The sequence below is a fragment of the Fulvivirga sedimenti genome (genome assembly GCF_020328055.1).
Genome location: NZ_JAIXNE010000002.1, coordinates 1,271,657 through 1,284,534, shown reverse-complemented (window position 1 = coordinate 1,284,534; position 12,878 = coordinate 1,271,657). Strand labels below are relative to the sequence as shown.

Annotated in this window: 11 protein-coding genes; 6 read left to right on the top strand and 5 right to left on the bottom strand. The window is 46.0% G+C overall.

The window, feature by feature from the left end; all coding sequences use genetic code 11:
- Positions 1–2: 2 nt before the first annotated feature.
- On the bottom strand, positions 3–1,100 hold the full coding sequence (locus LDX50_RS11940; protein WP_225698677.1) for a vWA domain-containing protein: 1,098 nt from the start codon (positions 1,098–1,100) through the stop codon (positions 3–5).
- Between the two features lie 631 nt (positions 1,101–1,731).
- Here LDX50_RS11940 and LDX50_RS11935 point away from each other — a divergent pair.
- From LDX50_RS11935 to LDX50_RS11925, 3 genes are read left to right on the top strand one after another with little or no spacing between them, the layout of a single operon-like run.
- Entirely contained in the window at positions 1,732–2,508 is a 777-nt protein-coding gene (locus LDX50_RS11935; RefSeq protein WP_225698676.1) for a bacteriorhodopsin, read from the top strand.
- A gap of 46 nt (positions 2,509–2,554) precedes the next feature.
- Positions 2,555–3,460, top strand: a complete 906-nt coding sequence (locus LDX50_RS11930; protein ID WP_225698675.1) for a Brp/Blh family beta-carotene 15,15'-dioxygenase — start codon at positions 2,555–2,557, stop codon at positions 3,458–3,460.
- 27 nt (positions 3,461–3,487) lie between these two features.
- Positions 3,488–4,009, top strand: coding sequence for a GbsR/MarR family transcriptional regulator (locus LDX50_RS11925; RefSeq protein ID WP_225698674.1), 522 nt, complete (start codon positions 3,488–3,490; stop codon positions 4,007–4,009).
- 13 nt (positions 4,010–4,022) lie between these two features.
- Here the strand turns inward: LDX50_RS11925 and LDX50_RS11920 are convergent, their stop codons facing one another.
- From LDX50_RS11920 to LDX50_RS11905, 4 genes are all read right to left on the bottom strand, one after another.
- Complete coding sequence (locus LDX50_RS11920) at positions 4,023–4,955, bottom strand: hypothetical protein (RefSeq protein ID WP_225698673.1); 933 nt, start codon at positions 4,953–4,955, stop codon at positions 4,023–4,025.
- A 274-nt stretch (positions 4,956–5,229) separates the two neighbouring features.
- Positions 5,230–5,835, bottom strand: coding sequence for a sterol desaturase family protein (locus LDX50_RS11915; RefSeq protein WP_225698672.1), 606 nt, complete (start codon positions 5,833–5,835; stop codon positions 5,230–5,232).
- A gap of 91 nt (positions 5,836–5,926) precedes the next feature.
- On the bottom strand, positions 5,927–7,069 hold the full coding sequence (bshA, locus tag LDX50_RS11910; RefSeq protein WP_225698760.1) for an N-acetyl-alpha-D-glucosaminyl L-malate synthase BshA: 1,143 nt from the start codon (positions 7,067–7,069) through the stop codon (positions 5,927–5,929).
- Positions 7,070–7,083: 14 nt separating this feature from the next.
- Entirely contained in the window at positions 7,084–9,987 is a 2,904-nt protein-coding gene (locus LDX50_RS11905) for a serine hydrolase domain-containing protein (RefSeq protein WP_225698671.1), read from the bottom strand.
- Positions 9,988–10,168: 181 nt separating this feature from the next.
- On the opposite strand from LDX50_RS11905, the gene LDX50_RS11900 reads away from it, so the two are divergent.
- The 3 genes from LDX50_RS11900 (at position 10,169) to mutL (ending at position 12,877) form a co-directional block, all read left to right on the top strand.
- Positions 10,169–10,537, top strand: a complete 369-nt coding sequence (locus LDX50_RS11900) for a four helix bundle protein (RefSeq protein WP_225698670.1) — start codon at positions 10,169–10,171, stop codon at positions 10,535–10,537.
- 150 nt (positions 10,538–10,687) lie between these two features.
- Positions 10,688–11,047 (top strand): RnfABCDGE type electron transport complex subunit D, encoded by a 360-nt coding sequence (locus LDX50_RS11895; RefSeq protein WP_225698669.1) that lies wholly within the window; start codon positions 10,688–10,690, stop codon positions 11,045–11,047.
- A gap of 12 nt (positions 11,048–11,059) precedes the next feature.
- A complete protein-coding gene (gene mutL / locus LDX50_RS11890) occupies positions 11,060–12,877 on the top strand; it encodes a DNA mismatch repair endonuclease MutL (protein ID WP_225698668.1) in 1,818 nt (605 codons plus the stop codon).
- The last annotated feature ends 1 nt before the right edge of the window (position 12,878 follow it).

Genomic DNA, 12,878 nt, shown 5'->3' with positions numbered 1-12,878 from the left:
AATTAAAAGTGTTTTCTCCGGTTGCGCCGGTAGTCTTCAAAGATCAGGTGGCCGAGTCCCTTGAGGCTGCTGTAATAGGCATTGCCATTATTGACCTGTGTAAATTCCTTCACGAATTCCTTCAGGTATGGATCTGAAGCAATCATAAAGGTGGTAATGGGTATATGTATTTTTCGGCACTGACGCGCCAGTGTTAAAGTCTTGTTCAGGATCTTGCTGTCGAGGCCGAAACTGTTTTTATAATACTTGAGACCTACCTTCAGGCACGTTGGCTTTCCATCGGTGATCATGAATATCTGTTTGTTCGCATTTTTCCGCCGGCGCAGCAGGTCCATGGCCAGCTCAAGTCCGGCTACAGTATTGGTATGGTACGGACCCACCTGCAGGTAGGGGAGGTCTTTCACCTCGATCTGCCAGGCGTCGTTTCCGAAAACGATCACATCGAGGGTGTCCTTGGGATATTTCCGCTTGATGAGTTCGGCCAGCGCCATGGCTACTTTCTTGGCGGGGGTAATCCGGTCCTCTCCGTAAAGTATCATGGAGTGGGAGATATCGATCATCAGGACGGTGGAGGTCTGGGTTTTAAATTCCTGCTCCATGACTTCCAGGTCGCCTTCTGTCATTCTGAAATCATCCAGTCCGTGATTGATCTGCGCATTTCGCAGGGAATCGGTCATGGAAATTTGCTCCAGGGTATCTCCGAACTGGTAATCCCGCCGGTCTGTACTGGGTTCATCTCCCAATCCGCCGTAATTTGTCCGGTGCTCGCCGCGTCCCGACTTTTTTAACTTGCCGAATATCTCATCCAGGGCACTGGTTCGTATGCGTTGTTCGCTTTTTGCGGTAAGCTCAAACTTGCCTTCGGGGTTCTCATCTGTGATATATCCCTTGTCTTTCAGGTCTTCAATGAAGTCGCCGATGCCATAGTTTTCACCGGTCATATTGTACTTTCTGTCAAGATTATTGAGCCAATTCAGGGCTTCAGACACATCTCCGGAGGTAATTACCAGCAATTGCAGGAAAATATCGAGCAATTTTTCAAAATCTGATTTCGACTCGTCGGGATCTGGAATAAATGTGGTAAATCGGTGTCCTAGCATGGTTTGGCGCCCTTTTCTGACAGGTGTTAAGATATAAACCGTGATTGCCTGGCTTCTGTTCCGGTGTTTTCAATAAACATAAAAGGTTTTTTTCATTTGTGTGTAAGGTAAGGGGGGGTTTTTGTAAACCTTGCGTGGTTATATTCCTCATCTTTGAATCATTAACAACCGGAAACTTTAAATTTTTTGAACTATGAGAAAGTCTGTATTGGTTTTGTTTGCTCTGGCTTTAGTTGTTTCTTCGTGTGCTACGTATACGTGTCCGACGTACACTAAAGCTCCGGAGAAGGAGAAAACTGAAAAAGACGTGAATCACCTGTGAGTTAATTCTTAGAAGATAATTTTGCTTTTTTAAGATATTCAGACTAACCATCTGGCTCGGTGAGATTTTTTAATACCGGTTAAGGGTACTGAAAAAGAGTGCTTGAAAAAAAGGCCTTCGAAAGAGGGCCTTTTTTCGTTCACATGATATCTGGATTCTTTCCTTTCCATATATTTTTTCCAAACCTGCTGATTTCGTGGAATTGAAACGTTCCTGGAACTATTTAATTCGTATACCTAATTTAAGTTTTTGAATTTTCAAACATTTCTGAAACTACAGTGTTTTCAACATTAAACTAAACACTGTATTATGGAATCTTTATATCTCGTAGACATCGTTGCTATTCCAAAGGACGATCCGGTTGCATTTACCTTCTTTACAGGGTACATGGCCATGTTTGCTGCTTCAGTATTCTTTTTCTTCGAAAGAAATACTGTTAGTGGGAAGTGGAAAACTTCATTGCTTGTTTCAGGTCTCATCACGATGATCGCTGCAGTGCACTATTATTACATGCGCGATTATTATGCAGCAACAGGTACCAATCCCACAGCACTTCGGTACATTGACTGGACGCTTACCGTTCCGTTGATGTGTGTTGAATTTTACCTGCTTACCAAGCCAGCCGGCGCAAAATCAAGCCTGCTTTGGAAACTCATTATTGCCTCAGCCTTTATGCTGGTGATGGGTTACATTGGAGAAGCATTTGTTCCCTTAAATGCAGATGGAACACCTGCGGACGGAGCATCTACCCACAGCTTCCTGTACGGAGCGCTTTCTACCTTGGGATATTTGTACATTCTTTACACCGCCTGGTTTGGTGAGGTGAAAAACCTGGCAGATGCTTCCGGTAACCCGACAGTGATCAGGGGAATTCGTATGTTGGCCTGGTTTGTTCTTGTTGGATGGGCTATCTATCCGATCGGTTACATGTGTATGCCAGGTGGCTGGCTGAACACAGCTCTTGGCTGGACTTCATCAAATGTTGATCTTTTTTATAACATTGCTGATGCGGTGAACAAGATCGGTTTTGGTCTGGTGATTTATTCAATTGCCAAATCAGACACAACAAGCACTGCAAACGCATAAGCACTGAAAAGAGGCCTTGCCTTCGGGCAGGCCTCTTTTATTCTCTATGAAAATCGATCCGATCAATATATTTTTACTTTCAGTAACAGCAGCCCTGGGAATACTGGTATTCATCTATCCTCCGGTACTGGAGTTCAGCTGGATTCTCTTTCTTTTTACCATCATTTTGCTGGGTATTCCGCACGGAGCGCTCGATCATGTTCTGTATTTAAAGAAAAATGGAAGTAAAAAACCGTGGAGATTCTACCTGTTCTACATTGGATTGATTGCCGCCACAGGATTATTCTGGTGGAATTTCCCCACTATAGCATTTATTTTATTTCTGATCATCTCGGCGTATCACTTCGGACAGTCCCAACTGTACCAGATAAACGGTCCGAAATGGTTGAAGAATCTTTTATTCCTGAGCTGGGGTTCATTTCTGCTTTCAATAATTATCTATACCAATCTCGATGAATGCATCCGGATTTTTTCATCGCTAGAATGGCTGAACCTTTCATTACTTAACAGCGGGATGTACTGGTCAGCCGTTATGACCGCTAGTTTTTTCGTGTTATTCGCTGGGGCAGCATACGCCGCTTTCCAGCGTTTTATCTCATTCAATAATCTTCTGTTTGAAGCCGGAACACTCGTGCTGCTCTGTTTTTTGGCTGTTTATTCCAATGCGGTCTTCTCATTTACCATTTATTTTGGTATCTGGCATTCGTTCCGTTCCCTGGTGATCGAATATGAATACGTTGCTGACAGGCAGCGCAAATCACGATTTATCCCATTCCTCAAAAGAATTTTTCCTTTCACGATTCTTGCGACTGCATTTTTGGCTGCAGCCCTCTTCCTGATGCCTCAGCAAATGACCGGCATATCCCCCTATATGATCTTTATTATTGTGATATCGATGCTCACAGTCCCTCATTTGATTGTAATGCATGACCTTTATGAAAAATTTTCCTAATTATGCATTATCCACTTTCACTGATATATGGATTACTCTGCGGCAAAGGATGAATTTATACGTGCATGGGGTACATTGGGTACTTCCTGGGGAATTAATCGTACCATGGCACAAATTTTTGCGCTGCTCCTAATCTCACCGGAACCCATATCGGTTGACGAGATCATGGGGGAGTTGAAAGTATCAAGAGGTAATGCCAGCATGAATCTTCGTGCCTTAATGGATTGGGGCCTGGCCCAAAAGACCTCTAAAAAAGGCGACAGAAAGGAATTCTACTATACCGACCGGGACACATGGGCATTGGCCCGGAAAGTGGTAGCAGTACGTCGGAATCGTGAAATTGAACCTATTCTGAATGTTCTCAGGGATGTTCAGCAAGTTGAACCAGGAGATGATGCGAACATCTCCGAATTTAAACGTGTTACCAGTGAACTGACGGAGGTTGTCAGGACCACCGACCAGGCTCTAAACCTCTTTATGGAATCGGATAAATCCTGGATATTGAAGAACCTATTGCAGATATTAAAATCAAGAGGCCGCCAAAAGTAAATCTTTGGCAGAGTTAAAATTCCCAAACAAACGTTTTCTTCTCACTTACGGCACTTCCAAGTTTTCGCTTGAAATTAAACAGGCCTTCGTTTTTTACACCCTTCTCCGTGGAAATACCCAGGTCCAGCAGGCTGTACCGATGCTGTCTGGCATAATAATACAGGCCCTGAATCAATGGCAGCATGCTGTTATGCTTCCGTTTTTCAGGGTTATCGCCATGGGAAATGTCATAGAGAATATTATCATTCACCCGTATACAGACAGAAGTGGAACGAAGGTCCGGACCATCAAAAACACCGAATAAGTGAAATATGTCCGGGAAGTGATTGAAATTACGGGTAAGTTCTTCGAGAGACAGTGTTTCGGGATACCCTTTTGCCTCACGGCTTCGGGTGATGAGATCAAATGCTGCCGGCAGATAATCCTTATCCAGTTTCCGGAATTGCCAGTTGCTCTTTCTTGCAAAGTTAAGGTGAGTACGCTCATCCGGATCAATGACGGTATCGAAGGGTTGGCCAGCAGGTTGATAGTAATGAGTAATATCGGTCCAGGCCACTTCAAAACCCCGCTCAATCAGGGCGCTTTCCATCAGGTCATGGCTGTAGGAATCGTAGCACTGGGGAAATGCATGGATCCGGCATTTAGTGATCTTGTTTTCAACCAGGAAATTGAACAGGACTTCCACCATATCTGCGGCATCCGACTCATCGGCAAAGGGAGCAAAATCAATACCTCCAAAGGAGCTTTTAGACATGCTTACTGCTTCATTTCCTGAAATGGAAATAAACATTCGGGCCCGCAGATCGCCGCTTTTGCGGGTAGAAAGGGTGTAAATATGGGGGTCTTTTCCATAACGCATCACAAACCGGTCTTCATGAAAAAAGAAGGTATTCAGCGATGCTTTTTCGGGGGGATGAATACCGGTTGGATAGTAAGGAAGAATCATTTGTAGTCAGTAGTCAGTAGTCAGTAGTCAGTAGTGGGAGTTTATAGTGATTAGTGATTAGTGTACGGTTCGCTAATCGTTCATCCAATTAACTTTTGGATTAATATAAGGAATTGTTGCTTTTTAGGGAAAACGCTGTTATTTATTTGCCTTAAATTATAAGGCACTATCCACTATACCACTACCTACTACCTACTACCTACTACCTACTCAATACTTCAACTACTGACTACTGACTACTGACTACTGACTACTGACTACTGACTAAAGTAAGTTATGGCATTGTCCTGAAAATCACATCCCAAAGCGGTGATGATACGCCGAAGGCTCGATCAGGAGATTTATAGTGGTGGATACCATGGTGTACCCATAAAATTTTAAATACGTTTTTCGGGGGAGGGTAGGCATGCACGATATAATGTACGAACAGGTAAGTGGCATAGCCCATCAGGAATCCCGGTAGAAATGAATACACAAAATCACCCATGAACAGCCTGAACAGGAAAAGCAACGCAGTGGCAATGGTAACACTCATAATCGGAGGCATTGCCAGCCGGTCCTTGTCCTTGGGGAAGTCGTGATGAACCCCGTGAAATGCATATTGCAGTTTTTTACGAAGTTCGGTATACGTTCCCATGTGGAAAACATAGCGGTGTACCAGGTATTCCACAAATGTGAACACCAGGAAACCTACAAAAAACATTCCGACAGTTGTCGAAATCGTTAATGTGGTATTATTAACACTCCAAAAGATCAGTCCGCCAGAATAAAGGCTGAACAGCACGAGCGGCACAGCGATGTGTGTACGCGAGAGCCGCTCCAGCAGCTTGTTTTTAAAGAGCTGCTTGGTTCCTGAATTATTTGGTTTTGATTTCTCCATATGTTGACTTACTCACTGGTTTGCACGCAAAAATATATTACATATCAATCAAATGATACTATTATCGGTTAAATGTTTGTAAAAATGGTTGTTATGCCTTAGAAACGGCTTTTTTCTGCTCTAAAATCTGGTCGTAAAAGTCCTCGTATTTGGGCAGAATGTTCTTGATATCAAATTCCCGGGCACGGGCAAGCGCGTTCTTTTTAAAGGTTGCCAGATTGTCTTTATCAAGTATCGTGAGCGCATTTTTAGTCATATCCTCAATATCTCCCACGTTGCTCATGAACCCGGTTACACCCTGGATATTCAATTCCGGAATACCACCGGCATTGGAGGAGATGACGGGCACCTCACAAGCCATCGCTTCCAGTGCGGCCAGACCAAAACTTTCTTTTTCCGATGGCATGACAAACAAATCCGCCACACTCAGCACCTCTTCCACGGCTTCCAGTTTCCCGAGAAAACGAATGTCATCGCAGGTCTTAAGTTCACGGCAAAGACTTTCTATGCTCTTTCGTTCCGGGCCGTCACCTACAAGCAATAATTTGGCCGGAATTACCTGGCGGATTTTTTCAAAAATACGAACCACATCATCCACCCGTTTCACTTTTCGGAAGTTGGATGTATGCACGATGAGCTTTTCACCATTCGGACAAATAGCCGTTTTGAAATGCTCCTTCGGATGCTTTTTGAAGCGATCCAGATCAATGAAGTTCGGAATTACGACAATGTCTTTTGTAACGGCAAAATGCTCATAGGTGTCTTTCCGAAGATCATCTGAAACCGCGGTTACGCCGTCTGACTGGTTGATACTGAAGGTTACCACCGGTTCATAGCTGGCGTCTTTACCAACCAGCGTGATATCAGTACCGTGCAATGTGGTAACAACCGGTATTTGAATGCCCTGTGTCGCCAGGATCTGTTTGGCCATATAGGCTGCAGAGGCGTGGGGTATGGCATAATGAACGTGCAGCAGATCGAGCTTCTCATATTTCACTACATCCACCATTTTACTCGCAAGTGCCAGTTCATACGGGGGATAAGCAAACAGGGGATATGCCCTGATTTCCACTTCGTGGTAATACAGGTTTTCGTTGAAGAAACTCAGGCGCGTAGGCTGAGAATAGGTGATAAAGTGAACCTTGTGTCCCTCCTTGGCCAGTGCAATGCCCAGCTCTGTTGCGACAACCCCGCTACCACCGAATGTGGGGTAACAGACGATGCCAATGTTCATTAGATTTTTCATAGTCAGTATGCTTCCTGGGTACTGCGGAAATCCCAGATCGCCTGGTATATCACCTCCTGTATTCTAGTACGAATATTCTTCGACAGAAGTTTTGAATTTCCCGCATCCGGATAGATCCGATTAGCCAAAAATACATAAATCAGATCAAATTCCGGGTCAACCCAAATGGCCGTACCTGTAAAACCCGTATGACCGAAGGTTTGTTTAGAAGCATACTCGGTAGTCGGACCGTACCACTCACCTGGCAGCGGTTTATCCCATCCGAGTCCGCGCCGGTTATTTGCGTATTGCTGATCTGTAAAGTTCATCACCGTCTCCCGCTGGAGGTATCGAACACCGCCGTAATTTCCTCCGTTCAGGAGCATCTGGAGGTTCTTTGCCAGGTCATTGGCTGTTCCGAATAAACCCGCGTGTCCGGCGACGCCACCGAAAAGCGCTGCCCCCTGGTCGTGGACCATTCCGGTAATCAGTGATTTTCTGAAGAAATTATCCTGTTCGGTCGGTGCGATCCGATCCCGGGGAAAACGATCAAGCGGTTTATAGCCCGTTGAACTCATCCCCATCGGATCATAAAAATTTTGTTGCATGAAATCGGCGATCGACTGATTCAATATTCGCTCAATCATCCGCTGCATCATGTAATAGCCCATATCCGAATATTTGTAATCAAACGGCTCGTGATCCTTCCTGGGGCGAAGGCGGCTTTCCACTACCCAGTGCCATACGCTGTCCTTTACCAGCGGCTTGGCATACAGACCGTCCGCAATTTTCATACTATACACGGGGGTCGCGCTGGGGGCATAATAATCGGGCAAGAATTCCTTGTCCTTCATGGTCTGCGCATAGAAGGGAAGATAGGCCCACAATCCGGCCTGGTGAGTGAGGATATCCCGAAGGATCATATTTTCCTTATTGGTACCCTTCAGTTCAGGCAGGTAGACCGATATTTTTTTATCCAGATCGATCAGTCCGCGTTCTTCCAAAAACATGAGAGCCTGTGTACTGGCCAGTACTTTGGTTACCGATGCCAGATCATAGATGGTATTTTCATCTACTGGTTTGATGCTGTCGTAGGTGTAGTATCCGAAATTCTTGCTGTAAACAACCTTTCCTCCCTTTGCAACCAATACCTGGCAGCCGGGCGTGGCCCCGATGCTTACCGCTTCACGTGCAAGTTCATCTATCTTTTCCAGCGTGCGGCTGCTGATTCCCTGTGCATCCGCAATTCCGTAACCGAGCCGGTTTAAAGAAGAAGTGTTCAGCCCAGTGCCCGCCGGCAACTTCACTGAGACCGAAACCGGAAGTTTTGCATCCAGCGGAATGGCACCAAAGATACCCTGGGCCACTCCAAGCCGTGCATTGTCGGAATTGCTGTAGGCAACCAGGAGTCCCGGCAAATCTGCCAGCGGTTCCAGTTCATAGGGGTTGCCGAAATAGCAGGTGATCACCCTGCTCTTTTTACCGATGGTGTTCAGGATTTTATTAATCTCATTCAGCGCTTCCTCAGATTGCCCCGGAAATATGCCGGCTATCACCACATTATAAGTGGAAAGCTTGTTGAGCAGGTCATCAGTTGGCAAACTTCCGTCGATTGATGTGAAGGATGTGTATCGGTTCAGATAGGAAGTAAAATTTCCTGCGTCGCCAAAGTTGACGGAAGCAAAGGTTTGGTTATCGAGTTGTCTGACAGGTAAGAAATCATCCCTGTTCCGGAGCACGGTAATCGATTTTTCCTCGAGTTCCGTGGCGAGAGCGAAAGCATGTGGGGTATTAAGCCGCAGGTCGAGGTTATCAGGATTTATTCTCGGGGATTTATGTAATCCGAACTGATATTTAGTGCGAAGAATCCTTTTTACGGTACGTTCCAGTTGCAGGGCTAGTTTGTCGTCTTTTTCAACTGCTTCCAGGATCCGTTCAATACCTCGATCGATATTCTGTGAAAAAAGCAATACATCCGATCCGGCCCTAAATGCAAGCAATTCGGCTTCGCCATCGGCGTAACGGTCGGCAATAGCCTTCATATTCAATGCATCGGTGAATACCAGGCTGTCGAATCCCAGCTCGTCACGCAGGTATCCTGTAGTGATTTTTTCCGAGAGTGATGAAGGATAATTCCGGTCAAGATCATTTACCTGCAGGTGGGCAGTCATTATACCACCGATATCGGCCTGGATCAGTTTCCGGAAGGGGTAGGATTCGATATCATCGATCCGCTCCTTCTTATGGCTGATCACGGGCAGGGTTTCATGGCTGTCCTTGTCGGTATCGCCGTGACCCGGGAAATGTTTCGCCACCGCCATAACACCACGGCTTTGCATGCCCTTCATGTAAGCAAGGGTTCGTGAGGCGACGATAAATTTATTTTCCCCGAAGGAGCGCGTGCCGATGACCGGATTATTGGGATTGTTGTTCACATCAGCCACCGGAGCGAAATTAATATGTACGCCGATGAGTTTCATCTGCCGTGCAATCTCTTCCCCCATGGCAGTGATAAGACTGTCATCCTGAACCGCTCCGAGTGCCATTTGCCGTGGAAAACCCATGGTACTGTCTAACCGCATGGATAACCCCCATTCCAGGTCCATTCCGATCATGAGGGGAACCCTTGAAGCCTGCTGATAACGGTTTGTAAGATGTGCCTGCCGGCCCGGTCCGCCCTGCATAAAAATCAGTCCGCCTATCTTTTTCTCCCGAATTAATTTTTCGATGTCCGCCACATGCTGTTCATTCCCGTTGGAGTATGCTGCAATCATGAAAAGCTGGGCAATTCGTTCTTCAGGAGTGAGGGAATTATAGAGTTTCTCCACCCATTCCTCCTGGGTGGGTACAGCGGGAGTTTTCTTCTGCGAATTCGCTGAAAATAAGGGTATTGCAACTAAAATGGCGCAGAAAAAATATCGAAGCATGCCGCCGTCAGGTTAAAAAATAATTATGCAGGTTAAATGTACATACTTAGTTCTGACTTGTCAAACTTTTAGCAGGGAATAGGGAATAGGGAATAGGGAATAGGGAATAGGGAGTAGGGAGTAGGGAGTAGGGAGTAGGGAGTAGGGAATAGGGAATAGGTATTGTTAAAAATTCACGGGTATGAAAAGTGGTAAAAGTATAGTAGCAGAGAAGGCGTATAATTTTTCATTGAGCATAATCCAGCTGTACAAATATCTTGTGTCTGAGCAAAAGGAGTACGTACTCTCCAAGCAATTACTTCGGTGTTGTACTTCGATAGGCGCCAATATCCAGGAGGCTTACGGTGCCTATTCCAGGAAAGAATTTGCAGTTAAAATGTCATTTGCTTACAAAGAAGCACGTGAGTCCGAATACTGGCTGAATTTACTTTTAGACAGCAATTATATTGAACTTAGCGACTATCAGGAAAGGATGGATTTACTAAAAGAAATTATCAAGATGCTTTATACGATAGTTCAAACTGCAACAGGAAAAAACAAATCATCTTAAGTGTTACTATGCAATCTATCACCTATCACCTATCACCTATTCCCTATTCCCTACTCCCTACCACCTATTATCTACTCCCTGCTCATAATGTTTGCAATCCTTCTGTGTCCTTCCGAACTTTAAGGGTTATAGGGATAAATGATTACACAAATGAAATTTCCATCACTCTTCCGAACACCGCGGCATCAGCGGTTTACCATGTCACCGAGGTATTACGATCCGGTGAAAGAGGAAATGGATGCGCGGGTGTCTCAGATCAAGTCGGAACTCAAACAGGGAGGCGAGGCGGAGCAGGAACGTGAAATGGGGATACACTTTCAGTCGCGCATTACAGGATCTTTTACCCGCCGGTCTTCACGTAACAGTACGATCAACCTGATGCAGATGGCAATTCTTGCGTTACTGGTGGGCACGATCGCGGGATATTGGTATTTCGGAAATGTCGCGCTTTATGTCATGTTTGGTCTATCTTCCGTATTATTGTATCTCAAACTGAAACGCATTATTTAGACCCGCTTTTGCATGCCCGATATCATCCGCTTACTTCCAGATTCCCTCGCCAATCAGATCGCTGCGGGAGAAGTGGTGCAGCGGCCGGCATCGGTGGTGAAGGAACTCCTTGAAAATGCACTTGATGCCGGGGCTACACATATTGAGGTGATCATTCGTGAAGCCGGAAAAACCCTCATCCAGGTCGTGGATAATGGCTCCGGAATGAGCGAGACCGATGCCCGCATGGCCATGGAGCGGCATGCCACCTCAAAGATTCGTACATCCGAAGATTTATTTGCCATTAAGACTATGGGGTTCCGTGGAGAAGCCATGGCTTCTATTGGCGCTGTGGCCCAGGTTGAAATGCGTACCCGGCTCCAGGATGATGAAATTGGCACACTACTGGTGGTAGAAGGCTCTGAAGTAAAGCGCCAGGAGCCCGTGGCCCATCAGCCTGGAACCTCGATCCTGGTTAAGAATTTATTCTACAACGTTCCTGCACGGCGAAATTTCCTCAAATCCAATTCTGTGGAAATGAAACATATCGTCGATGAATTCCAGCGTGTGGCACTCGCAAGACCGGACGTGGCATTCGCGCTTCACCAGAATGACCTGGAAACCTATCAGCTCACAGAAGGAAAGCTTAGCCACAGGATTGTCGGACTGTTTGGATCTTCCTATCGGGAACAACTGGCTTCGTGTCAGGAGGAGGTGGGAGATTTTACCGTACACGGGTATGTAGGCAAACCGGAGGCCTCCCGCAAGACCCGGGGAGAACAGTTTTTCTTCGTGAATGGAAGATATATTCGCAGCAACTACCTCAACCATGCAGTGGTACAGGCCTATGAGGGCCTGATCGCCGACGGTAATTTTCCATTCTATGTACTGTTCATTGAGCTGCCGCCATCCCGGGTCGACGTCAACGTGCATCCGACCAAAACCGAGGTAAAATTTGATGATGAGCGCACGCTCTACGCGTTGGTTCATGCGGCTGTTAAACAAGCCCTGGCACGGCATAACCTTGCCCCTGCGCTGGATTTTACGCATGATGTTAATACAGGCATCAAGCTGGATTCGCAACGGCAGTTTGTACAGGACATGCATTACAGTCAGTTCAAGACCACACCGCGTGATTCTGGAAACCTGGAAACCTGGCAAAAATTATATACTGAAAACCCCGGAAAATCGGTGTTGCCGGAAACCTGGTTCGATCAAAAAGAGGCGGCACAGGAAACTACACTGCGTTTCGAAAGTAAGATGCATGAGGATGAGGCCAAAGAGACCCCCTCGCACCTGTTTCAGCTGCACGGAAGGTTTATCGTCGCACAGGTGAAATCAGGTATGATGCTTATTGATCAGCAGCCAGCACACGAGCGGATTTGCTACGAAAAATTTATCCGCAACATGAAATCCGGCAAGGGCGCCTCTCAGCAGTCATTATTTCCGCAGGCCATTTCTTTAAACCCCGGAGATGTTTCGCTCGTTAAGGAAATGCAGCAGGAGATTGCTGCATTGGGGTTTGATATCGAGGAATTCGGTCAGCATGATTTTCTGATCAAAGGAATTCCGGCCGACATTCAGAATGGTGATGAAAAAACTATCTTTGAAGGATTGATCGAACAGTTCAAGCATAATGCCCGGGTAGATGCGCTGCCTGTACGCGAAAACCTGGCACGTTCACTGGCCCGCAGGGCTGCGATCAGGCCGGGAGCGGTTTTGCAGCGCGAAGAGATGCATAACCTGGTGGATCAGCTTTTCGCATGTGAGAATCCCAACTATGCACCTGATGGAAGGAAAACATTTGTACTGCTTTCGATGTCTACTATTGCAAATTATTTCAATGCCTGAT

Excerpts from the sequence above, each read along its gene's own strand:
- LDX50_RS11935 (WP_225698676.1), top strand. The coding sequence starts at position 1,732 with ATGGAATCTTTATATCTCGTAGACATCGTTGCTATTCCAAAGGACGAT.
- LDX50_RS11940 (WP_225698677.1), bottom strand. The coding sequence starts at position 1,100 with ATGCTAGGACACCGATTTACCACATTTATTCCAGATCCCGACGAGTCG.
- LDX50_RS11905 (WP_225698671.1), bottom strand. The coding sequence starts at position 9,987 with ATGCTTCGATATTTTTTCTGCGCCATTTTAGTTGCAATACCCTTATTT.
- LDX50_RS11925 (WP_225698674.1), top strand. The coding sequence starts at position 3,488 with ATGGATTACTCTGCGGCAAAGGATGAATTTATACGTGCATGGGGTACA.
- LDX50_RS11930 (WP_225698675.1), top strand. The coding sequence starts at position 2,555 with ATGAAAATCGATCCGATCAATATATTTTTACTTTCAGTAACAGCAGCC.
- LDX50_RS11915 (WP_225698672.1), bottom strand. The coding sequence starts at position 5,835 with ATGGAGAAATCAAAACCAAATAATTCAGGAACCAAGCAGCTCTTTAAA.
- LDX50_RS11900 (WP_225698670.1), top strand. The coding sequence starts at position 10,169 with ATGAAAAGTGGTAAAAGTATAGTAGCAGAGAAGGCGTATAATTTTTCA.
- LDX50_RS11920 (WP_225698673.1), bottom strand. The coding sequence starts at position 4,955 with ATGATTCTTCCTTACTATCCAACCGGTATTCATCCCCCCGAAAAAGCA.
- LDX50_RS11895 (WP_225698669.1), top strand. The coding sequence starts at position 10,688 with ATGAAATTTCCATCACTCTTCCGAACACCGCGGCATCAGCGGTTTACC.
- mutL (WP_225698668.1), top strand. The coding sequence starts at position 11,060 with ATGCCCGATATCATCCGCTTACTTCCAGATTCCCTCGCCAATCAGATC.
- bshA (WP_225698760.1), bottom strand. The coding sequence starts at position 7,069 with ATGAACATTGGCATCGTCTGTTACCCCACATTCGGTGGTAGCGGGGTT.